We start from the raw sequence: 26557 nt of genomic DNA on the forward strand, positions 1-26557 counted from the left end.
GCCGAATCACAGACAACGCCAAGGAAAGAACACATGCAAACGAAGAACACTCCGACACTGCTCGCGCTCGGCGCCGCAGCTCTCGCCACGCTTGTCCTGGCCGGCTGCGGCAGCCTGCACGACGAGCGCTACAACTGGTGCCAGGGGCAGAACTGCGCGCTCACGCCGGTGGTGACGCCGACGCCTGCGCCCACCCCGGCTCCGACCCCACCGACGACGCGGCGCGTGAATCTCAGCGCCGACACGCTGTTCAGGTTCGACCGCTCGAGCGCGGCGGACATGCTGCCCCAGGGCCGCAGCGAACTGGACGCACTGGCCCGTGCGTTGCAAAGCCAGGAGATGCAGGTGCAGAGCCTGACGATCACGGGGCACACGGACCGGCTCGGGGACGCGGCCTACAACGACCGGCTGGCGCTGCAGCGTGCGAACACGGTGCGCGACTACCTGAAGGCCGCGGGCGTGCGCGCGCCGATGGAGGTGCGCTCGATGGGCGAGCGCGAGCCGGTGACGCGTGACTGCCAGGGCTTGCAGCGCTCGCCGCGCCTGGTGGCCTGCCTGCAGCCGGACCGCCGCGTGGTGGTGGACATCTTGGGGCAGGCGCAGGGGAAGTGATCAGAACGACTTTGGAGGACGCTGTATTGGTGGAAGGCACGCTGCGCCTCACGCAGGGCTTCGCACGGTGGCCCGCCTCGGCGATGAGCAAGCTTCTCGTTAGCGCGCGCCTCGGCAGATACGCCAGGGGCGAGATGGTGTCGATCGAGCAGGGAATACCTGAGACGTTTGTGATCGTGTCGGGACATCTGTTTGTCGGTCACATTCCACCTGGAGGACGTCGGACCCCTGTGGCACTCCTCGGGCCCGGCTATGTGGCCGGGTTCACCCGGACCATTGACCCAGAAGGGGGTGAGGAAGAGGAGGAGAGCCGCATCATCTACGACTTCTGTGCGCTGAACGACGTCACGGTCGTCCGGATGCCAACCCTGCTGGTTCAAAAAATCCTCGACGACGAGCCCGTCCTCTGGAAGGGAATGGCAAGAATGCTGATGAAACAGCACAGGGTTGTGCTCGATTCGTTGCTCAGCCAGGGCGTCGGCTCGTTTCAGCAGCGGCTGGTCGCGACGATCGAACGTCTGGCGGTGCTGTACGGGGGCAATGCCGGAAAGGGAATCAACCTGCGCCTGCGCTTGACACAGAAGGATCTTGCGGCCCTCCTGCAGGTCACCAGGCAGACAGTCAACCAGGCGCTCGGCGTGCTGGTGGCACATGGTGCGATCAGCTTGAACTACAACGCGATCACAGTCCTCGATCTGGATGCGCTGAGAAGGCTGACAGACAGCCCCTAGAACGTGTTTACGATCTTCTAAGCAAAAGAGCCATGAATGCGAGATGGATGAATTGCAGGCTGGTGTTGAGCAATTGCTCGCAGTTCTTCCATAACCGCCTGTTCTTCTCCAGCCATCCCCCGTCGCAGGCTTGGTGCGCCGGCGCACGCTGCTCAGCAGCGGCGCTATCTCTGCGAACTTCTCTCGACTGATGCCGCTGGCGTATTTCTTTCTCTTCACTCAGCCATTCTCGCCAGCAACGGAAATCGTAAACACGCTCTTAGAACGTGTTTACGATCTTCTAAGCAAAGAGCCATGAATGCGAGATGGATGAATTGCAGGCTGGTGTTGAGCAATCGCTCCCAGGCGCTCCAGCTTGCGCACTTTTCCACATGTCGCTCACACCAATTCTCAAGAACTGACATGTGGAGGTTTGAAGAAGGATGCCGCCCGCTACATTGATCACCAAGATACCTGCGCACCTTGCGAACAAATCGTTCATTCACAAGATCAGGATCCTGTTAAACATTTTTCAGTCCCAATTTTCATGACCACGCATCAATCAGTCTCGAGCAAATTGTTGGGCGCATGGGCACCTCTCGCTCATGCTGCCAATGCAGGCTCCCCCAGTAGAGAAGCCCGCAAGGGCTTTCTGTTCAGGCGCCAAAGTGAAGTTGGGGGGACTAAGGAGTGCCGCCAGATCGTTTACGGCACCGCGGCGCTGGAGCAGTTGAAGCGCGAGTTTTTGAAGAACGCCCAGGTGCGAGAGCTTTCCAATGAAGAGGCCCTGCAGGAATGCCTGCGCGCCCAAGTCGTTCCTTTTTGGCCCGCGCCCACTTCTGGTCCATCCAATCGGGTGGCCAAGCCTCGCCGAGCGCGGCTACTGAATGCCATCCAGTGTCGGCGCTGACCGGAAGTTGAGCTCAGTTTTACTTCGGCGCGGACAGCCTACATGGGCTTCAGCGATCCGCGCACCGTCGAGGCGACGGTGCTGGGCTGGCTGCCGTTTGGCGATGAGATCGTGCTCGTGAAACCAGGTCCGCGCCGACTCCGATCAACGAAGTCCGGCGCCAGAAATTGGCTCACCTGCTGGCCAATGCCGGCCTTCCTGAAGAGGCTTCAAGGAAGCTGTCGCGAATGGATCCCGTGATAAATGAATATGTTGAACGTGCTCTCGGGAACGTCTGATCAAGTCCGCCGATGAACGATCGGAACGTTGATCACGCATGCTGAAGGAGCGCAACGATGAGCCAGATCAGTTTTGCGGATGCCGAGCATGCAGGCAAGAGGAAGAAGACACGTCGGGCTTTTGAGCTTGTATGCATTGCTCAAGCGCCTCGAAGATGAAATCGACGAAGGTCCTGATTTTTCGCGTATTGCGCCGCGCGGGCAAATACATCAGATTCAGTTCTTTGGGCACCAATTCAAGCGAGGGAAGCACCTGAACCAAGGAGCCGCTCCGGATCGCGCCTTCGGCACAAAGAAGGGGAATCAAGGCAATGCCGCCGCCCGAGCAGGCCATTCTCTGCAGCAATTCCGGATCGTTCGCGCGAAACACGCCCGCGGCCTTGACGATGTATTCGTGGTGCCGACCCGGGATGACCATTTCCATGGCCTGCCGTTCCGGCCCGCCGGTCAAAAAAGAATGCCCCGCGAGATCATCCACCGAATTGATTGCAGGATGGCGATCTAGATACGACGGCGCAGCGCACAAGACGCGGCTCAGCTTTTTGATGCGCCTGGCGACGAATTCTTCGCAGCCTTCTCGCCCCGCCCGGATCATCACGTCAGCATCTTCGCGAAACAGATCCACCCGGTCAGAGCTTATGTTGACGATGAGCTTGAGTTGGGGATGCGCGGCCATGAAGCCCGCCAAGTACGGGCAGAGCAACTCGCGCCCAACATAGCCCGGAACGGAGATGCGCAATCTGCCTGTCAGGGTTTCGTTGGTATCGGAGAGTTGCGCCAGCGCCTGGTCCACAGCCTCAAGTACCTCTTTGGCGGTGGGAAGGAAAATGCGCCCTTCTCCGGTGAGTCCGAAGCGGCCTGCTCCCCGATGCAACAGCGCATGGCCGACCAAGACCTCCAGCCTCTTGAGTTGCCGGGACGCGGACGCTTTTGGCACCCCCAACGCGTCGGCTGCCTGCGTCAATCCTCCTACCTCGACGGCTTTCACGAAAAGCCGTACATCCGACATCAATAAATCCATGATTCGAAGCTACGCAGAGCTCTTGCCCCTTCCAGCTTCTCTTCTGGAGCGGGTGCGATTCACTCGATAAAAAATTCGCTGAAAGCAAATGTCGGATTTACTTTCGGCGCTCGACCCAGACCATTTCATGGAGACCGAGCAACATGTGGCATGCGTATCGACGATGGACTCAGGCTTTGACCAAAATTTGGCCCAAGTTGTCGTACAACATCTTGCAAAGAAATAGTGCCGTACCAATGAAAAGTTAAGTAAATCTTAAACAGGTTGTCTGACAACCTCTGGGATTTTTTCGCATTTCAGCGATATAGGGTTTTCCCGGTAGCAAAAGTGTTGCTGGACAGTCACACGTCTATCTGAGTACGAGCGCACTTGAGCCGCGCCCGATGGGGCGCAAAGTCGGTGTTCGAGGAGGAGTCACATCAGCCGGGATCGGCGATATCAAGAGGCTGCGGAATTTGACGCTTCGAAGAGGCCACGACGCAGCTGAAGTTAGCGCCGGTCGAGGTAATCGACGCGGGCCCGGCGCCGAGCGCCGAAGGGCTCGAGACGGCCTAGTGTGCTGTCCCGTTAATTCGTAGGCACAAGAACTGCATGGGATGAGGCATCCTTGGAGATGCCCCATGCCCAACGCATACACCCGCACGACGGCCTATGCCGCGCGTTCACGAACGCAGCAGGCGAGGCACGGGCTTGCCTGGCGCGGCCCAATAGGGGAAGGGCACCTTCGAAATCCGGTCCTGCTCCAGCGCGAAGCTCTCCGCACATGCTGCGGTGACCAATGCGTCGAGTACCAGCGTGGGCTTCAGATCGCGTCCTTCGAGCAGGTTGGCGCTTGAGAGCCCGGGCCAATCCGCCACGATGCGTCCGCCCTGCACGCGCCCCCGATCAGCATCGCTACCGCGCCGGTGCCATGGTCGGTGCCGCCCGTGCCGTCGCCCCGTTTGAACTCCAGCTAAAGCGACTCCTGCGTGTGCTCGTCGATGAGGCGTTGGAGGTCTTCAGCAATCACGTCCGCATCGAGTTTCGGAGTTTGTATCTTTGGCGGGTTCAATGGTGGGTAGAAGCAGAAATGGGCCACGAAGGCCCGTCGTTGCTGGTGAAATGGTGGAGAGGATGAGGATCGAACTCACGACCTCCGCATTGCGAACGCGGCGCTCTCCCAGCTGAGCTACCCCCCCACAACGCCGGATTTTAACCAGAACACCTCCTGGAGCGCACGCGCCAGGCCGAGTTGCGCCAAGATGCGCGCTCCCCAAAAAAAGAAGGAAGCAGGAACCGCATGGCCTCGTACGAACCCGCCTGGCTGGAAGGCATGTACAACAATCTCGCGCGGGTGAAAGACCACCCCGCGTATTTCGCACGCTGGGCCGGCGATTCCGCAGCCGCGAGGGAAAGTCTCCCCAGCCGCATCGATGTGCCTTACGGCAAGGGCATCAACGAAACGCTCGACATCTTTCCTGCCCCCGTACCCGGTGCGCCGGTGCTGGTTTTCATCCATGGCGGCTACTGGCGCGCGATGGACAAGCGCGACCATTCCTTCATTGCGCCCGGGTTCAACGACCGCGGCGTGTGCGTGGTGGTGCCCAACTACGCGCTGTGTCCTGGCACGGCGGAGCAGCCTGTGACCGTGCCGGGCATCCTCATGCAGATGGTGCGTGCGCTCGAGTGGACATGGCGGAACGCCGCCAGCTTCGGTGCGGACCCGTCGCGCATCACGGTGGCGGGCCATTCGGCCGGCGGCCATATGGCGGCTTCGCTGCTCGCCTGTGCCTGGAAGTCTGTCTCGCCCGACCTACCGCCGCAGTTGGTGCGCAATGCGCTGTCGATCTCGGGCCTTTACGACCTTCGGCCGCTGCAGCGCACGCCGTTCCTGGAAAACGTGCTGAAGCTCAGCGATGCGGACGCGCTGCGTGCAAGCCCGGCGCTGTGGCCGGCGCCCCCGCGCGGCCAGCTGCATGCGGTGGTGGGAGGCGAAGAAAGCGAGGAGTTCATTCGCCACAACGCGTTGATTCGCGAGGCCTGGGGCCGCAACACCGTGCCCGTGTGCGAAACGCTTCCCGGACTGAACCACTTCAGCATCGTCGATGCATTGGCCGATCCGGCCCACAGGCTGCATCGCGACGCGGTACAGCTCCTGGAGGCCTGACCCGGACGGGGCTACATCAGCAGGTGCTCGCCCGCGTTGTCGCCGCCGAGCGTGACGTAGTTGACCTTGCGGATGTCCATCAGCGTACGGCCGCCCGCGTAGCTGATGGAGCTCTGCACGTCCTGCTCCATCTCGACCAGCGTCTCGGCCAGCTTGCCCTTGATGGGCTCGAGGATGCGCTTGCCCTCGACGTGCTTGTACTCGCCCTTGTTGAAGTCGCTGGCGGAGCCGTAGTACTCCTTGAAGAGCACGCCGTCGACCTCCACGGTCTTGCCGGGCGATTCTTCGTGACCCGCGAACAGCGAGCCGATCATCACCATCGACGCGCCGAAGCGCACGCTCTTGGCAATGTCGCCGTGGTCGCGAATGCCGCCGTCGGCGATGATCGGCTTGGTGGCCACGCGCGCACACCACTTGAGCGCGCTGAGCTGCCAGCCACCCGTGCCAAAACCTGTCTTGAGCTTGGTGATGCACACCTTGCCCGGACCGATGCCGACCTTGGTGGCGTCGGCGCCCCAGTTCTCCAGGTCGATCACGGCTTCGGGTGTACCGACGTTACCAGCGATCACGAAGGAGCCCGGCAGCTTCTGCTTCAGGTAGCCGATCATGTTCTTCACGCTGTCGGCGTGGCCGTGCGCAATGTCGATGGTGATGTATTCGGGCACCAGACCCTCGGCCGCCAGCTGGTCGACCGTGTCGTAGTCGGGCTTCTTCACGCCCAGCGAAATCGAGGCGAACACGCCCTTGCCGTGCATCTCCCTGACGAACCTCACGTTGTCCAGGTCGAAGCGGTGCATCACGTAGAAGTAGCCGTTCTGCGCCAGCCAGAGGCAGATCGGCTCGTCGACCACCGTCTTCATGTTGGCCGGCACCACCGGCAGACGGAAGCTGCGCGCGCCCAGCGTCACGCTGGCGTCGCACTCCGAGCGGCTTTCCACGCGGCACTTGCGCGGCAGCAGAAGGATGTTGTCGTAATCGAAAATTTGCATGACCAGGCTCCTGAGAGGAATCGTTGAGAAGAACGAATGAGCGCTTGGTCCGGCCGGCCTTTGCGGTGCTTCTCGAAAGAAAACGCCCACAAAAAACCGGACGCAAGAAACTTGGGCCCGGTGATTGATTTTACGCAGTCTCGCCGCGGCGGGTCTTCCAGTTCTTCGTATAACCCGCATACGGGTTGGTTTCTACAATCGACGGATGTTGTTTAACGAACCTGCGGCTGATGCCAACCCCTCGGAACTGCCATTGCTGCAGAACCTGAACCCGGAGCAGCGCGCCGCGGTCACCCTGCCTGCGGGCAATGCCCTCATCCTCGCCGGCGCCGGCTCGGGCAAGACGCGGGTGCTCACCACCCGCATCGCCTGGCTGCTGCAGACGGGCCAGGTTTCGGCCGGCGGCATCCTGGCCGTGACCTTCACCAACAAGGCCGCCAAGGAAATGATGACGCGGCTGACGGCCATACTGCCCGTCAACGTGCGGGGCATGTGGATCGGCACCTTCCACGGCCTGTGCAACCGCCTTTTGCGCGCGCACTGGAAGCTGGCCAACCTGCCTTCCACCTTCCAGATTCTCGACACGCAAGACCAGCTTTCGGCCATCAAGCGGCTGATGAAGCAGTTCAACGTCGACGACGAGCGCTTTCCGGCCAAGCAGACCCAATGGTTCATTGCCGGCGCCAAGGAAGACGGGCTGCGCCCGCGCGATGTCGAGATCCGCAGCGACGACGACCGCAAGAAGGTCGAGCTGTACCAGCTCTACGAAGAACAGTGCCAGCGCGAAGGCGTGGTCGACTTCGGCGAGCTCATGCTGCGCAGCTACGAACTGCTGCGCGACAACGACCCGGTGCGGGAGCACTACCAGCGGCGCTTCCGCCACATCCTGATCGACGAGTTCCAGGACACCAACCGCCTGCAGTACGCGTGGATCAAGATGCTCTCGGGCACCACCGCGGCGGGCCAGTTCACGCCGGGCCAGAGCAGCGTGATCGCCGTGGGGGACGACGACCAGAGCATTTACGCCTTTCGCGGCGCGCGCGTCGGCAACATGGCCGACTTCGTGCGCGAGTTCGATGTGCAGCACCAGATCAAGCTGGAGCAGAACTACCGCAGCTACAGCAACATTCTCGATTCGGCCAACGAGCTCATCAGCCACAACAAGAAGCGGCTCGGCAAGAACCTGCGCACCGACCAGGGCCCGGGCGAACCGGTGCGCGTGTACGAGTCGCCCACCGACCTGGCCGAGGCGCAGTGGATGGTCGAGGAAATGCGCCAGCTCGTGCGCGACGGCTTCGACCGCAAGGAAATGGCGGTGCTCTACCGCAGCAACGCGCAGAGCCGGGTGATCGAAACGGCGCTTTTCAACGCCTCGGTGCCGTACCGCGTGTACGGCGGCCTGCGCTTCTTCGAGCGCGCCGAAATCAAGCACGCGCTGGCCTATCTGCGCCTGCTCGAGAACAAGGACGACGACACCAGCTTCCTGCGCGTGGTCAACTTTCCGCCGCGCGGCATCGGCGCGCGCACGCTCGAGCAACTGCAGGATGCGGCGCGCACGGCCGGCCGCTCGCTGCACGATGCGGTGAGCGTTGTCGGCGGCAAGGCGGGGGCGAACCTTACGGGCTTCGTCGCCAAGATCGATGTGCTGCGCGAGCAGACGCAGGGTGTCAGCCTGCGCGAGATCATCGAGCTGGTGCTCGACCACAGCGGCCTCATCGAACACTACAAGGCCGACCGCGAAGGCGCCGACCGCATCGAGAATCTGGAAGAACTGGTGAACGCGGCCGAGAGCTTCGTCACGCAGGAAGGCTTCGGCCGCGACGCGGTGGCGCTGCCCATCGACGAATTGCGCCAGTCGCCCGCGAGCCAGGGCATCGACGCGAACCAGCCGCTCATCGACGAGCCGCTCGCGCCCGACGCCGAAACGGGCGAAACGCTGAGCCCCCTGGCCGCGTTTCTCACGCATGCCGCGCTCGAGTCGGGCGACAACCAGGCGCAGGCCGGGCAGGACGCGGTTCAGCTGATGACGGTTCACGCGGCCAAGGGCCTGGAGTTCGACTGCGTGTTCATCACCGGCATGGAAGAGGGCCTGTTCCCGCACGAAAACTCGATGAGCGATTTCGAAAGCCTCGAGGAAGAGCGCCGCCTGATGTACGTGGCGATCACCCGCGCACGCAAGCGCCTGTACCTGAGCCATTCGCAAACACGCATGCTGCACGGCCAGACACGCTACAACCTGAAGAGCCGGTTTTTCGAAGAGCTGCCCGAAGGCGCGCTCAAATGGCTCACGCCGAAGAACCAGGCGTTCACGCCATCGGCCTTCGGCTACGGCGGCGGCTATGCGAGCACGCGTGGCGGCGGTGGTGGTTACAGCAGCGGTAGCGGCTACGGCGGCGGCAGCAAGGACACCTTTGCAAGCCCGCCGGTGCCGCCGCAGAAAACCGCACCCTCGCACGGCCTGCGCTCGGGCATGCAGGTGTTCCACAACAAGTTCGGCGAAGGCACGGTGCTGTCGCTCGAAGGCGCGGGCGACGATGCGCGCGCGCAGGTCAAGTTCACGCGGCATGGCGTGAAGTGGCTCGCGCTGTCGGTGGCCAAGCTCACGCCGGTGTAACGCTGCTGCGGTGCTATTAAACAAATAGCTGAGATTGCAATAGCCACGGGTGTTTCCGTCGGTTTCTAGAGAAGCAATCGCCGTACACTCCATGCTCGCCAAAACAAGGGGAGCTGAGGATGTGGTTCATTGGCATGATTGCCGGCCTTTTCATAGGGGCCCTGACCGAGTCGGTTCCGGCCGCGCTGATACTGGCAGTTGTCGGCGCGTTCGCACTGCCGAAAATCATCGGCAAGAAGAGCACCGCCGAACCTGAACGCACCGAGGCCGAACGCGCGCAGCCTTCCAGCACCGCATCGGCGTCTGGCGCGGGCGCGTCGACTGCTCCCGCAGGCGGCATGCTGAAGCTGCAGCAGCGCGTGGCCGAACTCGAACAGCGCGTGAGCATGCTTGAACGTCGGCTGACGCAGGACGCGGGCGACGCGGCGCGCGCCGATGAGCAACCTATCCCCGCGGTTAGCGGTCTTGCAACGCCGATGCCGATGCCGGTTGTCGATGCACCGGCGTTTCCGGTCGCGCAGCCAGTCCCCCAGATGGCGCCGACCACGCCAATGCAGGTCGCACGGCCCGCCCAGGCGGCCGCAGCCGCAGCCGCTGCAGCGCGCGCCTCGATGCCGGGCACATCGCCCGGACCTGCGCAACCGGCTCCCACATCCGTGGCGCCCGCGGCCGCCAAACCACCCGCAGCCGTGCCGCCGCCGGTCCGGCGCTTGCCTCCACCTCCGCCGCCTCCGGCAATCCCGCTGCGCGACCGCCTGCCCGCACCCATCGCCAACCTGATCTTCGGCGGCAACATGCTGGTGAAGCTCGGCGTGCTGATCCTGTTCCTGGGGCTGGCCTTTTTGCTGCGCTACACGGCCGAACGCGTCACAGTGCCTGTCGAACTGCGCTATGCGGCCGTGGCATTGGTGGGCGCCGGCCTGCTGGCGCTGGGCTGGTTCCTGCGCCGCAAGCGCACCAGCTATGCGTTGATCCTGCAGGGGGCCGGCATCGGCGTCTTCTATCTGACGACGCTCGCGGCCATGAAGGTGCACGAGCTGCTGCCGCCGACGGCCGGCTTCGCTTTCCTGTTCGGCGTGGCGGTGCTCAGCGCGGTGCTGGCGGTGCTGCAGAACGCGCCGCTGTTGGCCATCGTCGCGGTGCTCGAGGGCTTTGCGGCGCCGGTGCTTGCATCCACCGGGCAGAACCGGCCCGTGGGGCTCTTCACGTACCTGCTGGTGCTCGATGTCGGCATCGTGCTGATCGCCTGGTTCAAGGCCTGGCGCGTGCTGAACCTGATCGGTTTCGTCGGCACCTTCACGCTGGCCGCCGGCTGGGCTCAGAAGTACTACACCGACGACCAGTACGGCATCGTGCAGCCCTTCCTGATCGTGTTCTTCCTGCTTTTCGTTGCCATCGGCCTGCTGTTCGCGCGCCGCACGCTGTTCGATGCACCCGTGCAGCCTGCGCAGCCGCTGGCCGCACGCGCGCTGGACACGCTGCGCCGCGCGGGCCGCGTCGACAGCTCGCTCGTCTTCGGCGCGCCCATGGTCGCGTTCGGCATGCAGGTTCTGCTGATGCGGCCGTGGGAATACGGCGCCGCCTTCTCGGCCATGGCCCTCGCGGCCTTCTATCTGGTGCTGGGCCGCCTGGTATTCGCCACGCAGCCGAAGGGGCTGGCGCTGCTCGCGGAGGCCTACGCCATCGTGGGCGTGATCTTCGGCACGCTCGCCATTCCGCTGGGCCTCGAAGGCCGGTGGACGGGCGCGGCGTGGGCTGTCGAGGCGGCCGGCATGTACTGGCTGGGTGCGCGGCAGGGACGCGTGTATGCGCGTGCCTTCTCGTTCCTGGTGTTCGCCGGCGCGGTGTGGAAGCTGCTCGAGGCCACGCAGCTCGATGCGGCGGCGGGGCATCCGCTGCTGGAGGGCTCGGTGATCGGGCCGATGCTGGTGGCGGTGAGCGCGTTCGCGATGTGGACCATCCACCGTCGCGCCAGGCTCGATGAGGGCAACGGCTGGGAAGCGCTGGTCGGCATCGCGTTGCCGTGGCTCGGCATGGGTGCGCTCACGCTGCTGTTGTGGCAATGGTTCACGCCGCCGTGGGCGGCGGCGGCAACGGCCGTGCTGGCTTCCGCCGCCTTTGCCGTGGCGGTGCGCTTCAAGCTCAGGCCGTTGGCATTCGTGACCTTCGGCATGCAGGCGCTGGCAGTGGCGGGCTTCATCGCCACCTTGCATCGCGCGGCCGATGATGCGCGAGGCAGCGCCGAGCAGGTGCTTGCAAGCGGCTGGCAGGGTGCGGTGGCTGCGAGCCTCATTGCACTGAGCCTGCTCGGCAGCGCCGCGTGGTCGATGCTGCAGGCGCACCGCGCCGCATTGGCGCGCGGCATTCAGCCGGTGTGGTCGCCGGGCAATGCCATCGGGGTGATCGCCGGCGTGAGCCTGCTGCATCTCGCGATGCTGTTCCAGGTGAGCCTTGCGCAGGCTGCGCTGCTCTGGCCGCTGACCGCGACTGTCGTGCTCTGGGTGGCGCTGCGCATTGCGCACAAGCCGCTCGCCGCGCTGGCGGGCGTACTGCAGGTCGTCTCGGCGCTGCTGTACGTCTTGGGTCAGATCTGGATCTTCTACGGCAATACCCCGCCGGCGGCTTTCGCGCACCTCGGTTTCTGGACGCCGGTGGTGCTGGGGCTCGCCGCCATGCTGGCCGGCAGTTGGATGAGCGACGAGGCGCGGCGGCGCGCCACCGAAGGCGCCACCACGGCCAAGCGCACGCGCTGGATCAACGACTGGTGCGCCAACCCGGCCGTGCTGTGGGCGCCGGTGATCTGGGGGCTGGGCTGGTGGCTCTTCGGTTGGCTCGACGAAACCGGCGAGGTGCTGCGCCGCAATGGGCTGGCAGCTCATCTGGCCGCGGCTGCCATGGCCATCGTGCTCGTCACTTCCGTTCTTTCGGCGGTCGTGGCGCACCGGCGCGATTGGCCGCAGCTTGGCCGGGCCACCCTGGCCACGCTGCCGGGCTTCGTTCTGATCGCCGCTTACGGCGTTGCCCTGGCGGCGCCGCTGGTCTATGTGCCCTCGAGCGCACTGGGCTGGGTGGCCTGGCCGCTGGCCTTGCTGTGGCATCTGCGGCTGCTGCATGCGCAGAAGCGCTGGCTTGCCTCCGCGGCGCTGGCGCCGTTCCACGTGGTGGGCTTCTGGTTTTTCCTGCTGCTGGCGGCGCGCGAGTGCCAATGGCAGCTCGGGCGCATCGGCGCGGAGTGGTCGAGCTGGCAACTGCTGGGCTGGGCCATCGTGCCCGCCGCCGTGCTGTGGCTGCTGCGCTCGCGCGTGCTGCTGCAACGCTGGCCGGTCGCCGAGTACCGCGCCGCGTACCTCGAATTCGCGGCGATGCCGGTGGCGGCCTACCTGCTCGCGTGGGTCTGGGTCACCAACGGCACGAGTCCGGGCGATGCGGCGCCGTTGCCCTACGTGCCGTTGCTGAACCCGTTGGAACTGGCGCAATGGTTGGTGTTGTTTGCGCTGGTGCTGTGGTGGCGCGCCTTGCCGCGGGGTTCGTTCGCGCGCGTGCAGCCGATGGTTGCGAAGGGCGTGCTCGGCTTCACCGGCCTCGCGCTGCTGACCGGCGCGGTGCTGCGCAGTTGCCACCACTACGCGGGCGTCGATTGGCGCTTCGATGCGCTTTACGCATCGTGGCTCACGCAGGCGGCGCTCTCGATCACGTGGGCCATCTGCGGCGTGATCGCGATGGTGCTCGGCCACTCTCGCGGCGTGCGCACGCTGTGGGTCGGCGGCGCCGCGCTGCTGGGCGTTGTGGTGCTGAAGCTGTTCTTCGTCGAGCTGGCGGACAGGGGCGGTTTGTTCCGCATCGTGTCGTTCATCGCGGTGGGCGCATTGCTGTTGCTTGTGGGTTATTTCGCACCCGTGCCGCCGAAGAAGAACGAATTGGAGAAAGATGTGTTGGCCGAAGGAGGTGCCGCATGAAGCAGGGTGCGAAGCCATTGCGCCATGAGGTCCGTGGGGTGTGCGTTCGTTTGGCCGTGGCTCTGGCAACGGCCTGGTTCGGCGCGGCCTGGGCGCAGCCGGCCACCACCGCGCCCATTGCCTTGCAAGGCAACGGGCCGTACTACCGGCTCGCGCTGCCGCTCGGCATCTATGCCCATGCCGCACACGGCGACCTGCGCGACCTGCGGGTGCGCAATGCCGCCGGCACAGCGGTGCCCTACGCATGGCTGCGCAACGAGGCCGCGGCGCCTCGCTTCACGTCGAAGGAGGTGCCGATCTTTGCACTGCCCGCGAGTGCCGCAGGTGCGGCCGACACGTCTGAAGACGCATCGTTGAACTTCAGGGTGCGGCCCGACGGTTCGCTGGCGCTGGCCCGCAAACCGGCGCGCAAGCAAGCCGAAGCGGCGCAGTGGCTCATCGATGCCAGCCAACTCAAGGGCAGCCTGCTGCAGGCGCGCTTCGAAGTGGCACCGGATGCGCGCGGCCTGTTCGCCTTCAGGCTCGAGGCCAGCGACGACCTGCGGCATTGGCGGCCGGTAGGCGACGAAGAGCAACTAGTGCGGCTGGCCCATGGCGGCCAGACCATCGAACGCCTGGCGGTCGAGCTGGGCAACGTGCAGGCGCGTTTCCTGCGCCTGCGCTGGAGCGATCCGCAGAACGGCGCACCGCTGACCGGCGTGGCGATCGACAGCGTGCAGGAGGTCGAACCCGTCGCGCCGCTCGAATGGCCGGGCGCGCTGAGGCCGGAGCGTTGCGGCGCCGACCATTGCGACTATGCGTTGCCGCGCGGGCTTCCGGTGGAAAGCCTGCGCATCGACCTGGCCGACGTCAACACGCTGGCACAGGTCGGAATTTCGGGCTTGCTCGCTGCTGTTCCCACGGTTGCCGCCGAGCCGGCGCGGGTGCCGCGCAATCCGCTGTACGCCTTGCGGCACCAGCAGCGCCGGCCGGCGCCTTCTTCTTCTTCCTCGGGCACTACGGGCGAGGTGCCACTGCTCGACATGGTGGTGTATCGCCTCGCGCAAGCGGGTGGCGAAGCGCGCTCGCCGCTGCTGGCGCTCGACGGCACCAGCTATTCGCACCTGCGGCTTCGCACCTCGGGCCCGGTGAGCCTGCTGGGCGCGACGCCGCCGACGATTTCAGTGGGCGCCACGCCGCGCACGCTGGTGTTCCTGGCGCAAGGTGGCGCGCCGTTTTCGCTGGTGTGGAGCGCGATACCGGAAAAGAACACAGTGCAGGGCGGTGCGCCGGGCGCGGGCCTGACGCTGGCCACGCTGATGCCGGGCTACACCGCGAACAAGCCTGTGGCGGCGGACCAGGCCAGCGTCACGTTGCCGCCGCCGCCGGTTGCAGCGGTTGATGCCGCGGTGGCCGCTGCCGTGCAATTGCCGGTGCCCACGCAGCCTGACCCGTCGCGCAAGTGGTGGCTGTGGGGAGCGCTGGGTGTCGGCCTGCTGTTGCTGGCCGGTATGGCGTGGTCGCTTTTCGCGAGCCTGCGCAAGGACCGGGCGGCGGCCGATTGACGAAAAAAGCTCCGGGCGAAACCCGGAACTCAACCCGGGAGATGGTCAGTTCGGATCGAAGCTGTCGCGGAAGGTGAACCAGGTCGAGCTCATCGACATGGCCGCAAGCACCAGCGCCGAGCCCACGATCAGCACATTGCCGATGGCCGCGGCGGCTCCGCCTCCGCCCACCGAGCCGACACCGATCAGCACCGTGGCGACCAGGCCCATGGCGATGCCGGCGAGCAGGAACACGCCGAGCCATGCCAAGCCGAACAACGCATAGGCGCCGAAGTTGCGAAACACCGCAACCACGCTGAAGAAAATGCTCTTCACCGGCTCCACGCCGTGCCAGTGCACGAGCGCGGGTGCATGCCACATCGCCAGCGAAAGCGGCAGGTTCAGGCACATCAGGAACATGCGCGCCACCTGGAAGTCGCTGCTCGCCATGATTTCGGGCGTCAGCGCTTCGTCGAGCAGGTAGGCCTTGGCCAGCTGTCCGCCGTCGATGAACGACGTCAGCAGCACGGCGAGCACGAAGTACACCGCGGAGATCACGCCCAGCTTGACCAGCGAGCGCCATTCGGTGCGCATGGCGGCAACCACCGCCACGAACATGGCGGAGCCGGTGGGGCGCTGCGCGTGGCCGGCGGTGCCGAGGCCCTCGGCGTTGTCGGTGAAGGCCACCGACGTCGCCACCATCAGCCCCAGCGTCATGAAGGGCAGCAGCACCGGCGCCAGCACGCTGCCGAGCAGCGGCAGCAGCGACGCCGTCGAGATCAGCGCCATCATCAGGAAGAACAGCGAGATGAAGGCAAGCGGCTGCCGCCAGAAGGTCTTGAGTCCGAGGCGGACCCATGCAGCGCCGGTTCGCGCCGGCACGAGGTTGAGTTTCATTTTTTAAGGGTCAGGCGGCCAGCGGCTCGAGCGACTGCGCCATGGCGTGCGGGTGGGTGGCGCGCTCGCGCAGCACGCGCTCGAAGTGCGCCGGGTCGTGCGGCTTCAGCATGCTGGCTTCGCGCGGAAGATGGAAGTCCCAGAGCCGTGAAATCCAGAAACGCAGCGCCGCGGCGCGCAACATGGCGGGCAGCAGGGCGCGTTCGGACGCATTCAGCGGGCGCACGGTTTCGTAGGCAGACAGCAGCGAGTCCGCGCGTTCGGCGTCGTGTTCGCCGGTGGGCAGGTCGATGGCCCAGTCGTTCAGGCACACGGCCAGGTCGAACAGCCAGGTGTCGGTGCCCGCAAAGTAGAAGTCGAACACACCGGTCAGTCGCGGCGCCGCGCTAGCGTCTTGGCCGGTTGCGAACATCACGTTGTCGCGGAACATGTCGGCATGCACGGGGCCGCGCGGCAGCGCCGCGTAGGCGGACGACTCGGCAATGTGGTTCTGGTAGGCCAGTTCGGCGCGCAGCAGCGCGGCTTGCGATTCGTCGATGTAGGGCAGCACCACGGGAACGGTCTCGTTCCACCACGCAAGGCCGCGCAGGTTCGGCTGGATGCGCGGAAAGTCGCGCGCCGCCAGGTGCATGCGCGCCAGCATTTCGCCCAGTTCGGCGCAATGCGCGGCGCCCGGTGCCAGTTCGCTGTGGCCCGAGAGCCGTTGCACCAGCGCGGCCGGCTTGCCCGCCACCTTGAGCAGCAGTTCGCAAGGGGCTTGCGCGGGAATCGTCAGCGCATGGCCTGACGGCGGCGCGATGGCCGGGTCGGCCACGGGCTCCGGCACCGGCAGGCCGCGGCCCGCCAGGTGCTTCATGAGACAAAGGTAGTAGGGGAGCTGCTCGGCTCGAAGGCGCTCGAACAGCGTCAGCACGAACTCACCGGATTCGGTGGTCGCGAAGTAGTTGGTATTTTCGATGCCGCCCTCGATGCCGCGCAACTCGCGCAGGGGGCCCAGACCCAGACGCTGCACGAGCGCGTCTGCCTCGCCGAATTCGACTTCGGTAAAAACTGCCATGGCGGTGCTCAGCGTTGCGCTGCCGATTGAAGGCGCAGCACGGTCAGAACTTCATCACGTTCCAGACGCGCGGGCCGTTGCCGTTCGAGTCGGCCGAGCCCGGGCGTGCGCTGCCTGCGTCGTTGGGCAGCACTTCATAGCCGGGCACGTTGGCCTTGGGCTTCACGTTGATGCTCTGCGTGCGGCCGCCGTAGCGGACTTCGTCGACCGAAGCGCCGCTGTCTTCCGTATGGATGTGCTCGACCTTCTGGTTGCGTCGGCCGTCGGGTTGCTCCTGATTTTGTAGCGGCTCGGCCGGCGCAGGCGCCCGGGCAGGTGCGGACTGCGCCTGAACGGCGGCAAAAGGGGCGGCACAGGCCAACGCCAGCAGAATGCGGCGGGCGACCAGGAGTGTGGGGCTAGGCATGCAGGGATTGTAGGCTTGGCGCCGCTTTCGAGGTGTCGGCAAGCGGCGCACGCCGCCGTGGTTCGGAACGCCGCGCCGGGCACGGCAAAATGGCCCGATGACCGACAAGAAAACGCTGCTGCTCGTCGATGGCTCGAGCTATCTCTACCGCGCCTTCCACGCCATGCCCGACCTGCGGGCTGTTCCCGGCGATTCGAAGAGCCCGGCCACCGGCGCCATCCGCGGAATGATCAACATGATGACGGCGCTGCGCCGCGAGGTTCGTGCCGACTATGCGGCCTGCATCTTCGACGCGCCCGGCAAGACGTTCCGCGACGACCTGTACCCCGAGTACAAGGCCAACCGCTCGCCGATGCCCGACGATCTGCGCAGCCAGATCGACCCCATCCACGAGGTGGTGAAGCTCATGGGCTGGCCGGTGCTCTGCGTGCCCGACATCGAGGCCGACGACGTGATCGGCACGCTCGCCAAGACGGCGGCCGCGCAGGGCGTGGAAGTGATCGTGTCCAGCGGCGACAAGGACCTGAGCCAGCTGGTGGACGAGCACATCACCATCATCGACACGATGAACGGCAAGAAGCGCGACGTGGCGGGTGTCACGGCCGAGTTCGGCGTGCCGCCATCGCTGATGATCGACTACCAGACGCTGGTGGGCGACGCGGTCGACAACGTGCCTGGCGTGGAGAAGGTCGGCCCGAAGACTGCCGCCAAATGGCTGCTCGAATACGGTTCGCTCGATGCGCTGGTCGGACGCGCCGCCGAGGTGAAAGGCCAGGCCGGCGAGAACCTGCGCAAGGCGCTCGACAAGCTGCCGCTGAGCCGCCAGCTCGTCACCATCCGCACCGATTGCGACCTGGCCGCGCACGTCGTCGGCCTGCCTTCGCTCGAAGGCCTGCCGGTGGGCGCGCCGCAAACCGCCGAGCTCAAGCCTTTCTACGAGAAGTTCGGCTTCAAGAGCCTGGTCAAGTCGCTCGAAGCGCTGGAAGTGCCGCCCGAGCTGATCGAGGAAAACATCAAGAAGCAGGCGGCCCGCGGCGGTGCTGCGAGCGCCGACCAGGGCGGGTTGTTCGACGAATCGTCCAACCTGGGCGCCATCGAGGCCGCTGCGCCCGCGAGCAACCTGAAGTACGAGACGGTCACGACCTGGGCCCAGTTCGACACCTGGCTCGCAAAGCTGGAAGCCGCGGACCTGGCCGCCATCGACACCGAGACCACGTCGCTCGATGAAATGGTTGCGCAGATCGTGGGCGTGAGCTTCAGCGTCGAGCCCGGCGAGGCGGCCTACATTCCGCTTGCGCACAACTACCCCGATGCGCCCGCGCAATTGCCGTTCGACGAAGTGCTCGCCAGGCTCAAGCCCTGGCTCGAAAATCCCGCGAAGAAAAAACTCGGCCAGCACATCAAGTACGACCGCCACGTGCTCGCCAACCACGGCATCGAGGTGCAGGGCTATGCCCACGACACCATGCTGCAGAGCTATGTGCTGGAAGCGCACCGGCCGCACGGGCTTGCGAGCCTGGCCGAGCGCCACCTGGGCCGCAGCGGCATTTCGTACGAAGACCTGTGCGGCAAGGGCGCGCACCAGATTCCGTTCAGCCAGGTCGACATTGCCAAGGCCGCCGAATATTCGTGCGAGGACAGCGACCAGACGCTCGACGTTCACCTGGCGCTGTGGCCCCAGATCGAGCGCGACGAGAAATTGCGCTTCATCTATCAGCTCGAAATGGATTCGAGCGAGGCGCTCTACCGCGTCGAGCGCAACGGCGTGCTGATCGATGCGCCCACGCTCGCCGCGCAGAGCCACGAACTCGGCACGCGCATCATGGCGCTCGAACAAGAAGCCTACGAGATCGCGGGGCAGCCCTTCAACCTGGGTTCGCCCAAGCAGATCGGCGAGATCTTCTTCACCAAGCTGGGCCTGCCGGTGGTCAAGAAAACGCCGAGCGGCGCGCCGAGCACGGATGAAGAAGTGCTCGAGAAGCTGGCCGAGGACTATCCGCTGCCCGCAAAGATCCTCGAGCACCGCGGCTTGTCCAAGCTCAAGGGCACGTACACCGACAAGCTCGGCCAGCTGGCCAACCCGCGCACCGGCCGCGTCCACACGCACTATGCGCAGGCGGTGGCCGTAACGGGGCGGCTCAGCAGCAACGACCCCAACCTGCAGAACATTCCGATCCGCACGCCCGAAGGCCGCCGCGTGCGCGAAGCCTTCATTGCGCCGGCCGGCAGCGTGATTGCAAGCGCCGACTATTCGCAGATCGAACTGCGCATCATGGCCCACATCAGCGGCGACGAGTCGCTGCTGCGCGCCTTCAGGGAAGGCATCGACGTGCACCGCGCCACCGCGGCGGAAGTGTTCGGCTCCACACCCGACCAGGTGTCGAGCGAACAGCGCCGCTATGCCAAGGTGATCAACTTCGGGCTCATCTACGGCATGAGCAGCTTCGGGCTCGCGCGCAACCTGGGCATCGAAACCAAGGCGGCCGCCTCCTACATCGAACGCTACTTCGCGCGCTATCCGGGGGTGAAGGCGTACATGGACGAGACCAAGGCGCTCGCGAAAGAAAATGGCTATGTCGAGACCGTGTTCGGCCGGCGCCTCTACCTGCCCGAGATCAATTCGCCCAACGGCCCGCGCCGCGGCGGCGCCGAGCGCGCGGCCATCAACGCGCCGATGCAGGGCACGGCGGCCGACCTGATCAAGCTCAGCATGATCAAGGTACAGAACGTGCTTGACGAGGAGAAGCGGGCCACCCGGATGATCATGCAGGTGCACGACGAACTGGTGTTCGAAGTGCCGGAAGCCGAGATCGAATGGGTGCGCACCGAAATCCCGCGCCTGATGGCCGGCGTAGCGGACCTCAAGGTGCCGCTGCTCGCCGAAATCGGCATCGGTCCCAACTGGGAGAAGGCGCACTGATCCATCGGTTCATTGAAGAGACGACCAACGAAAGGCGAACACACGCATGAAATTCCCTCACCGCAACTTCCTGCTCGGCGTCGTCTGCGCCGCATGGCTCGGCACCGCGCTGGCCGCTCCCGATGCCCGCATCGCCTCGCTGGCTGCCAAGGAAAAGCCCGCGCTGCTCGAGACGCTGAAGGAGCTGGTCTCGATCGAATCGGGCAGCCGCGACCTTGAAGGACTCGAGAAGATTTCCGACCTCATCGCCGCGAAGTTCAAGGCCATGGGCGGCGAGGTGGAACTGATCGACCCGAGCGCCGAGGCCTACCGCATGGAAGACACGCCCGAGAAGGTGGGCCGCGTCGTGCGTGCCACTTTCAAGGGCACGGGCAAGAAGAAGATCATGCTCATCGCGCACATGGACACGGTCTACACCGTGGGCATGCTCGGCAAGCAGCCGTTCCGCGTGGAAGGCGACAAGGCCTACGGCCTGGGCATTTCCGACGACAAGCAAGGCGTTGCGGTCATCACGCACACGGTCGCGATGCTGCAGGCGCTGAAGTTCAAGGAATACGGCACGCTCACCGTGCTGATCAACGGCGACGAGGAAATCAGCTCGCCGGCTTCGCGCGCGCTCATTACCCGGCTCGGCGGCGAGCACGACGCGGTTCTCTCGTTCGAAGCCGCTTCGGCCAAGGAAGACAAGCTCTCGCTCGCCACCGCGGGCATTGCATCGGTCACGCTGAACGTCACGGGCAAGGCCTCGCATGCGGGGTCTGCGCCCGAGCTGGGCGTGAATGCGCTGTACGAGCTGTCGCACCAGATCCTGCAGATGCGCGATCTGTCCGACCCGTCGACCGGGCTCAAGATGAACTGGACCATCTCGAAATCGGGCAGCAACCGCAACGTGATTCCGGCCAGCGCAACCGCCAGCGCCGACGTGCGCGTGCTGAAGGTGAGCGACTACGACCGCATCGAGCAGCAGGTGCAGGAGCGCGTGAAGAAGCAGCTCATTCCCGAGGCCAAGGTCGAGATGAAGTTCGAGCGCCGCCGTCCGCCGCTCGAAGCCACCGACGCCTCGCGCGCGCTCGCGGCGCATGCGCAGCAGATCTACAAGGACGAAGTCGGCCGGCCGCTGGGCGCGGACGACAAGGCGGCCGGCGGCGGCACCGATGCCGCCTTTGCCGCGCTCAAGACCAAGGCGCCGGTCGTCGAGCGCTTCGGCCTGCAGGGCTTCGGGGCGCATTCGGCCGATGCCGAGTACGTGCTGTTGGACTCGATCGAGCCAAGGCTCTATCTTGCTACCCGCATGGTGATGGATCTCTCGCGCAACAAGATCGGCAACTGAGCTCCATGCGGCTGCGCCACATCGAGGTTTTCAACGCCATCATGCTCACGGGCAGCGTGAGCGCGGCGGCGCGGCTCATCAACATCACGCAGCCGGCGGTGAGCCGCACGCTGCAGCACGCCGAGCTGCAATTGGGCTTTCCGCTGTTCCAGCGCGCCAAGGGCCGACTCTCGCCGACCACCGAGGCGCTCACGCTGTATCCGCACATCGAGCGGCTGTTCGCGCAGCTCGACGAGGTGCAGCGCCTGGCCGCCAACCTGCGCGCGGGCAGCGACACCGGCGAGCTGCGCATCCTGAGCGTGCTGGCGCTCAGCTACGAGGTGCTGCCGCGCGCGCTCAAGGCGTTTCGCGAGAAGCACCCGGGCTATGCGATTACCGTCGAGTCGCTGCACTCGCCGCAGATCATGTCGGCGCTGTTGCTGCAAGAGGCCGACGTGGGCTTTGTCTTCAGCCCCGCGGTGCATCCCTCGCTCACGCAGGAAACGCTGGCCGACACGCGCATGGTGTGCATTGCACCGAAGGGAATGCTTCCGCGCGCGCTGGTGCGCAACGGTTCGGTGGCGTTGCATGACCTGGTCGACCGGCCGGTCATCGGCCTCGACAGCCGCGACCCGGTGGGCACCAGCCTGAGCCAGGCCTGCCGCCAGGCGGGCGTCGGCTTCCAGCAGGCGGTGGTCACGGTGCAGACCTACCACGCAGCCCTGTCGATGGCCCACCACGGGCTTGGCGTGGCGCTGGTCGATGCTTGCACTGCACGCTCGGCCGACAGCACCAAGGTCGAGGTACTGGCGCTGGAACCGCACATTCCGGTGCCGGTACGCGCGCTGCGTTTTGCGGGGCGGCCCGATTCAGTGGCGGTACGCGGCATTACGCGCTGCATGCGCGAAGCGATAGAGCAGGCCAACTGAGGGCGGCCTGCCGTCCGCCAAGTTTCAAGCCAATGCCGCCGCGGGCTCCAGTGCTTCGGCAATCCGCCGTGCGGAGCCGAAGGCCAGCGTGAAGCCCAGCGCACCGTGCCCGGTGTTGAACAGCATGTTCGACGGCGCGCTCGCGAGCCGGCCGATGATCGGCAGGCCCTTGGGCGTGGCGGGCCGCATGCCGGTCCACGGGTGCAGATCTTCCAGCCGGCTCGCATGCGGAAACACCGCACGCGTCGCGGCTGCCAGCGTCTCGATGCGCGTGGCCGGAATGCTCGCGTCGTGCCCCACGAGTTCGGCCATGCCCGCCACCCGCAGGCGCGACCCGATGCGCGCGAACACCACCTTGCGTGCGCTGTCGGTCACGTTCACGCGGGGCGCGGCGCCGGGCGAAGGATCGACCTCGACCGTGATGCTGTAGCCCTTGAGCGGGTACACCGGCAGATAGGCGCCGAGTGCACGCCCGAGCTTGTGCGAGGCCGAGCCCAGGGCCATCACGAAGGCGTCGGCCTTGATGTCGCCTTCGCTGGATTTCACCGCGGCCACCCGTGCGCCATCGTGCGCAAAGCCGTGCACGTCGGTGCCGAGCAGAAAGCGCACGCCGCGCGCGCGCAGCGCACCCATGAGTTCGGCGCATACCTTGAGGCAGTCGGCTGCGCATTCGCTCGGCGTGTAGACCGCGCCCGCAATCTGGCTGCGGTAACTTTCGAGCGCGGGCTCGATCGCCACGCATTCATGCGGCGCGACCATGCGCTGCTTGCTGCCCATGGTGCGCTGCAGCTCGAGTTGGGCCCGCGCGCTTTCGAGCGACGATGCATTGCTGTAGAGCACCAGCTTGCCGGTCGCGGAAAAGTCGCAATCGGGCGACAGTTCGGCCCGCATGGTTTCGAACTCGGCGCGGCTCGATGCGGCAAGTGCCAGCAGCTGCGAGGTGGTGTCGCGCGAAGTCTCGGCATTGCAGGCGGCAAGAAATTCCAGGCCCCAGCGCCACTGCAACGGATCGAGCTGGGGCCGCAGCTTGAGGGGCGAACTCGGCGAAAGCAGCAGCTTGGGCAATTGCCGCCAGATCGACGCGTCGGCGAGCGGCTGCACATACGAATAGCTGAGCTGGGCGCCATTGCCGCCGCTCGCACCAGCCCCGGGCGTCGCGCGATCGATCACCGTGACCTGATGGCCCCGGCGTTCGAGCTGCCAGGCGGTCGCCAGGCCCACGATGCCGGCGCCGAGCACACACACATGCATGGAGGCAACTTTCCGAAGAGAGGACAAAGAGAGGAAGCGGTGAATGTAGGGGGCCGCGCGAATGCCCGGAAATGCCAAAAGCGCGGTGGCCCATAGCCAAAGCGCATGCCCTGGCCCCTCGCTCTTTCCTAACCCATAACCTTTGGGTATGGCCTAGGGTTCATTTGGAATTGTCGCGATGTGTCACTCCTTCTTACACTGTCCGTTCCGTTCAATCAACTGAAGAAGGCTCGCATGAAACTCTCCGCATTGATGGCCGCCGCTGCCGTGGTGCTGCTTACCGCCACCGGCGTCCAAGCCGCCGACACGCTGGCCAAGATCGCCGAGTCCGGCAAGATCACGCTCGCTTACCGCGAGTCGTCGGTGCCCTTCAGTTATCTGGACGGCCCCAACAAGCCGATCGGGTTCTCGGTCGAACTCTCCAACGCCGTGGTCGAGGCGGTGAAGAAAAAGCTCAACAAGCCCAACCTGCAGGTGCAGCTGATGCCCGTTACCTCGCAGAACCGCATTCCGCTGATTACCAACGGCACCGTCGACCTGGAGTGCGGCTCCACCACCAACAACAGCGCGCGCGGCAAGGACGTGGCCTTTGCCGTCAACCATTTCTACACCGGCACGCGCCTGCTGACGAAGAAGTCTTCCAAGATCAAGGACTACGCCGACCTGTCGAAGAAGACGGTGGCCAGCACCACCGGCACCACCAATGCGCTGGTCATGCGCAAGTACAACACCGAGAAAAATCTCGACATGGACATCGTGCTCGGCAAGGACCACGCCGACGCCTTCCTGCTCGTGGAAAGCGACCGCGCCGTGGCCTTTGCGATGGACGACATCCTGCTGTTCGGCCTGATCGCCAACGCCAAGAACCCGGCCGACTACGAGGTGGTGGGCGAGGCGCTGCAGGTAGAGCCCTATGCCTGCATGCTGCCCAAGGACGACCCGGCCTTCAAGAAGCTGGTGGACGACACCTTCACCGGCATGATGAAGAGCGGCGAGTTCGAGAAGCTCTATACCAAGTGGTTCATGTCGCCGATCCCGCCGAAGAACATGCCGCTGAACCTGCCCATGAGCCAGCAGCTCAAGGACAACATCAAGACGCCTTCGGACAAGCCAGCGACCTGAGCTTCGCTCCCAGGCTGCGCGCGCATTTCAGGAAAGACCATGGTTTCGACGAACGTAGTTGGCATTCTGGGCGGCATGGGCCCTGCCGCGGGGGCCGACTTCGTCCGGCTGTTCGTGCAGGCCTGTGCGCAGCAGATGCAGGCACGCGGGGAGCCGGTGCGGGACCAGTCTTTTCCGGAGCATTGGCTGGCGCAGGTGCCGGTGCCCGACCGCACGGACGCGCTGGGCTCGGCGGAGAGCGGCGCGCACCAGCCGCTCGAGCCGATGCTGCAGGCGCTCGGGCGTCTTGCCGCCTTGGGCAGCCAGGCCGTGGCCATTGCCTGCAACACCGCGCATGCCTGGCACGCCCGGCTGCAGGAACGTTTTCCTCAAGTGGAATTGCTGCACATGGCGCGCGAGGTGGCGCAGCACCTTGCCGCGCAGGGTGCGGGCAACGTTGCGCTGATGGCCACCGAGGGCACCTACCGCGTCCGGCTTTACGAGCAGGCGCTGGCCGAGGCGGGGCTCGATTGCCATGTGCCGCTGCAAGAAGAACGCCGCATCATCACGCGCGGCATCTTCGACGGCGTGAAGGCCGGCAACATGCGCCTCGCCGAAGAATGTTTTTCGCAGGTGGCGCTGCGGCTCGCGGAACGCCACGGGCCGGTCACCATCATCATGGGCTGCACCGAGGTGCCGCTCGGGCTGCAGGGTTCGGCCGCCGTGGCCGGGCTGAGCCTGGTCGATCCGGCGCAGGTGCTGGCCGCCGCATTGGCGCGCCGCGCCTATTGCGACTGAAGACTTTAGGTCACACAGCGACCCTGTTGATATGCAGGCCGGTCGCATACAGGCCGGGCTGAATTCGCCTACATTGCGGCGTGCGTTTTCGCGCATGCCCCTTTGTTCGACGATTCAACTGGAGCCCTTCCCATGTCCCTTCGCGACGATAGCCGTTCCGATTTCGATTCGCTTCGCCCCGGCGAGAGCACAGAGCAGGGCGCCACGCGCCGCACCGCGCTCAAGGCCGCCATCGGCGTGGGCTATGCGGCCGCCGTGATGCCGGTCGTGGCACAGACCGCCATCAGCACCTCGGCCGAGGGCCTGAAGGCCGGGCCGATCAAGTACACCGTCAACGGTTTCGAGGTGCCCGCCTATGCGGCCGCGCCGGCCGGCAAGACGGGCCTGCCGGTGATCCTGGTGATCCAGGAAATCTTCGGCGTGCACGAATACATCGCCGACACCTGCCGCCGCTTCGCCCAGCTCGGCTACCTGGCCGTTGCCCCCGAGCTCTATGCGCGGCAGGGCGATCCGCGCGGCTACACCGACATTCCCAAGCTGCAGGCCGACATCGTCACCAAGGTGCCCGATGCGCAGGTCATGGCCGATCTCGACGGCGCGCTGGCGTATGCCGCGGCCAACGGCGGCAATGTTGCCAAGGCCGGCATCACCGGCTTCTGCTGGGGCGGCCGCATCGTGTGGCTCTATGCCGCCACCGGCAAGGTCAAGGCCGGCGTGGCCTGGTACGGCCGCCTGGTCGGGCAGCCGAGCGAACTGACGCCCAGGCACCCCGTCGACGTCGCGGCCAGCCTGCAGGCGCCCGTGCTCGGTTTGTACGGCGGAAAAGACCAAGGCATCCCCCTTGACACGGTTGATAAGATGAAAGCAGCGTTGGCAAATGGAACTCCGGCTGCCAAGGCTTCGAGCTTCGTCGTGTATCCCGAAGCAGGCCACGCGTTCCATGCCGACTACCGCCCCAGCTATGTGAAAAGCGCGGCCGATGACGGATGGCAGCGCGCCACGGCCTGGTTCAAAGCCAATGGTGTCGTCTGACGACAGCTTGTAGCCACTCGCCGCCGAAGGCCGTCCCCGTGACGGCCTTTCTCTTTTTATGAACGATATCGGGCATTGGTGCCCATCGACATTGCGCA

The 26557-nt window shown here is 65.4% G+C and carries 19 protein-coding genes, 1 tRNA gene and 2 pseudogenes; 13 read left to right on the top strand and 9 right to left on the bottom strand.

The features are described from left to right. Positions 1 to 33 precede the first annotated feature (33 nt). Both ABIC94_RS22110 and ABIC94_RS22115 read left to right on the top strand, forming a co-directional pair. A complete protein-coding gene (locus ABIC94_RS22110; protein ID WP_354375126.1) occupies positions 34 to 612 on the top strand; it encodes an OmpA family protein in 579 nt (192 codons plus the stop codon). Continuing rightward, entirely contained in the window at positions 609 to 1343 is a 735-nt protein-coding gene (locus ABIC94_RS22115; RefSeq protein WP_354375127.1) for a Crp/Fnr family transcriptional regulator, read from the top strand. Before ABIC94_RS22110 ends, ABIC94_RS22115 begins: the two co-directional genes overlap by 4 nt. A gap of 7 nt (positions 1344 to 1350) precedes the next feature. Here ABIC94_RS22115 and ABIC94_RS22120 read toward each other — a convergent pair. Next, positions 1351 to 1458 (bottom strand): annotated as a pseudogene (locus tag ABIC94_RS22120) (IS5/IS1182 family transposase); the annotation flags it as partial. 240 nt (positions 1459 to 1698) lie between these two features. Here ABIC94_RS22120 and ABIC94_RS22125 point away from each other — a divergent pair. Continuing rightward, positions 1699 to 2232, top strand: coding sequence for a hypothetical protein (locus ABIC94_RS22125; protein ID WP_354375128.1), 534 nt, complete (start codon positions 1699 to 1701; stop codon positions 2230 to 2232). Between the two features lie 345 nt (positions 2233 to 2577). On the opposite strand, the gene ABIC94_RS22130 is transcribed toward ABIC94_RS22125, so the two are convergent. From ABIC94_RS22130 to ABIC94_RS22140, 3 genes and pseudogenes are all read right to left on the bottom strand, one after another. Beyond that, positions 2578 to 3531 carry a LysR family transcriptional regulator gene (locus ABIC94_RS22130; protein WP_354375129.1) on the bottom strand — a complete coding sequence of 318 codons (954 nt, stop codon included), beginning with the start codon at positions 3529 to 3531 and terminating at the stop codon, positions 2578 to 2580. A gap of 662 nt (positions 3532 to 4193) precedes the next feature. Next, positions 4194 to 4465, bottom strand: a pseudogene (locus ABIC94_RS22135) (DUF1501 domain-containing protein); the annotation flags it as partial. Between the two features lie 168 nt (positions 4466 to 4633). After that, positions 4634 to 4709 (bottom strand) — tRNA-Ala (locus ABIC94_RS22140). A 101-nt stretch (positions 4710 to 4810) separates the two neighbouring features. Between ABIC94_RS22140 and ABIC94_RS22145 the strand changes: the two genes are divergently transcribed. Then, entirely contained in the window at positions 4811 to 5677 is an 867-nt protein-coding gene (locus ABIC94_RS22145) for an alpha/beta hydrolase (RefSeq protein WP_354375130.1), read from the top strand. A gap of 11 nt (positions 5678 to 5688) precedes the next feature. On the opposite strand, the gene ABIC94_RS22150 is transcribed toward ABIC94_RS22145, so the two are convergent. Then, the gene (locus ABIC94_RS22150; protein WP_354375131.1) at positions 5689 to 6666 is read right to left on the bottom strand and encodes a GMP reductase; all 978 of its coding nucleotides are present in this window, start codon (positions 6664 to 6666) and stop codon (positions 5689 to 5691) included. Between the two features lie 205 nt (positions 6667 to 6871). Here ABIC94_RS22150 and ABIC94_RS22155 point away from each other — a divergent pair, with 205 nt between their 5' ends. The 3 genes from ABIC94_RS22155 (at position 6872) to ABIC94_RS22165 (ending at position 14780) form a co-directional block, all read left to right on the top strand. Beyond that, positions 6872 to 9280: a UvrD-helicase domain-containing protein gene (locus ABIC94_RS22155; protein ID WP_354375132.1), complete on the top strand. Its 2409-nt coding sequence runs from the start codon at positions 6872 to 6874 to the stop codon at positions 9278 to 9280. Between the two features lie 134 nt (positions 9281 to 9414). Next, positions 9415 to 13236, top strand: a complete 3822-nt coding sequence (locus ABIC94_RS22160) for a DUF2339 domain-containing protein (protein WP_354375133.1) — start codon at positions 9415 to 9417, stop codon at positions 13234 to 13236. Further along, a complete protein-coding gene (locus ABIC94_RS22165) occupies positions 13233 to 14780 on the top strand; it encodes a DUF3999 domain-containing protein (protein ID WP_354375134.1) in 1548 nt (515 codons plus the stop codon). Before ABIC94_RS22160 ends, ABIC94_RS22165 begins: the two co-directional genes overlap by 4 nt. Before the next feature lie 45 nt (positions 14781 to 14825). Here the strand turns inward: ABIC94_RS22165 and ABIC94_RS22170 are convergent, their stop codons facing one another. The 3 genes from ABIC94_RS22170 to ABIC94_RS22180 are packed head-to-tail and all read right to left on the bottom strand — an operon-like array spanning position 14826 to position 17119. After that, positions 14826 to 15656 (bottom strand): BPSS1780 family membrane protein, encoded by an 831-nt coding sequence (locus ABIC94_RS22170; protein ID WP_354375135.1) that lies wholly within the window; start codon positions 15654 to 15656, stop codon positions 14826 to 14828. 10 nt (positions 15657 to 15666) lie between these two features. Continuing rightward, positions 15667 to 16713 carry a homoserine kinase gene (locus ABIC94_RS22175; RefSeq protein WP_354375136.1) on the bottom strand — a complete coding sequence of 349 codons (1047 nt, stop codon included), beginning with the start codon at positions 16711 to 16713 and terminating at the stop codon, positions 15667 to 15669. A gap of 43 nt (positions 16714 to 16756) precedes the next feature. Continuing rightward, a complete protein-coding gene (locus ABIC94_RS22180) occupies positions 16757 to 17119 on the bottom strand; it encodes a hypothetical protein (RefSeq protein ID WP_354375137.1) in 363 nt (120 codons plus the stop codon). A 97-nt stretch (positions 17120 to 17216) separates the two neighbouring features. Between ABIC94_RS22180 and polA the strand changes: the two genes are divergently transcribed. From polA to ABIC94_RS22195, 3 genes are read left to right on the top strand one after another with little or no spacing between them, the layout of a single operon-like run. Further along, positions 17217 to 20039, top strand: coding sequence for a DNA polymerase I (polA, locus tag ABIC94_RS22185; protein ID WP_354375138.1), 2823 nt, complete (start codon positions 17217 to 17219; stop codon positions 20037 to 20039). 46 nt (positions 20040 to 20085) lie between these two features. Continuing rightward, complete coding sequence (locus tag ABIC94_RS22190; RefSeq protein ID WP_354375139.1) at positions 20086 to 21369, top strand: M20/M25/M40 family metallo-hydrolase; 1284 nt, start codon at positions 20086 to 20088, stop codon at positions 21367 to 21369. A gap of 5 nt (positions 21370 to 21374) precedes the next feature. Continuing rightward, positions 21375 to 22277, top strand: coding sequence for a LysR family transcriptional regulator (locus tag ABIC94_RS22195; RefSeq protein ID WP_354375140.1), 903 nt, complete (start codon positions 21375 to 21377; stop codon positions 22275 to 22277). A gap of 24 nt (positions 22278 to 22301) precedes the next feature. Here the strand turns inward: ABIC94_RS22195 and ABIC94_RS22200 are convergent, their stop codons facing one another. Then, on the bottom strand, positions 22302 to 23528 hold the full coding sequence (locus ABIC94_RS22200; RefSeq protein ID WP_354375141.1) for a D-amino acid dehydrogenase: 1227 nt from the start codon (positions 23526 to 23528) through the stop codon (positions 22302 to 22304). Between the two features lie 234 nt (positions 23529 to 23762). On the opposite strand from ABIC94_RS22200, the gene ABIC94_RS22205 reads away from it, so the two are divergent. From ABIC94_RS22205 to ABIC94_RS22215, 3 genes are all read left to right on the top strand, one after another. Next, positions 23763 to 24650, top strand: a complete 888-nt coding sequence (locus tag ABIC94_RS22205) for a transporter substrate-binding domain-containing protein (protein ID WP_354375142.1) — start codon at positions 23763 to 23765, stop codon at positions 24648 to 24650. Positions 24651 to 24689: 39 nt separating this feature from the next. Continuing rightward, complete coding sequence (locus ABIC94_RS22210) at positions 24690 to 25427, top strand: aspartate/glutamate racemase family protein (RefSeq protein WP_354375143.1); 738 nt, start codon at positions 24690 to 24692, stop codon at positions 25425 to 25427. A gap of 132 nt (positions 25428 to 25559) precedes the next feature. After that, positions 25560 to 26459, top strand: a complete 900-nt coding sequence (locus tag ABIC94_RS22215; RefSeq protein ID WP_354375144.1) for a dienelactone hydrolase family protein — start codon at positions 25560 to 25562, stop codon at positions 26457 to 26459. Positions 26460 to 26557 lie beyond the last annotated feature (98 nt).

It is taken from the genome of Variovorax paradoxus (genome assembly GCF_040544635.1).
GTDB classification, from domain to species: Bacteria; Pseudomonadota; Gammaproteobacteria; order Burkholderiales; family Burkholderiaceae_C; genus Variovorax; species Variovorax paradoxus_R.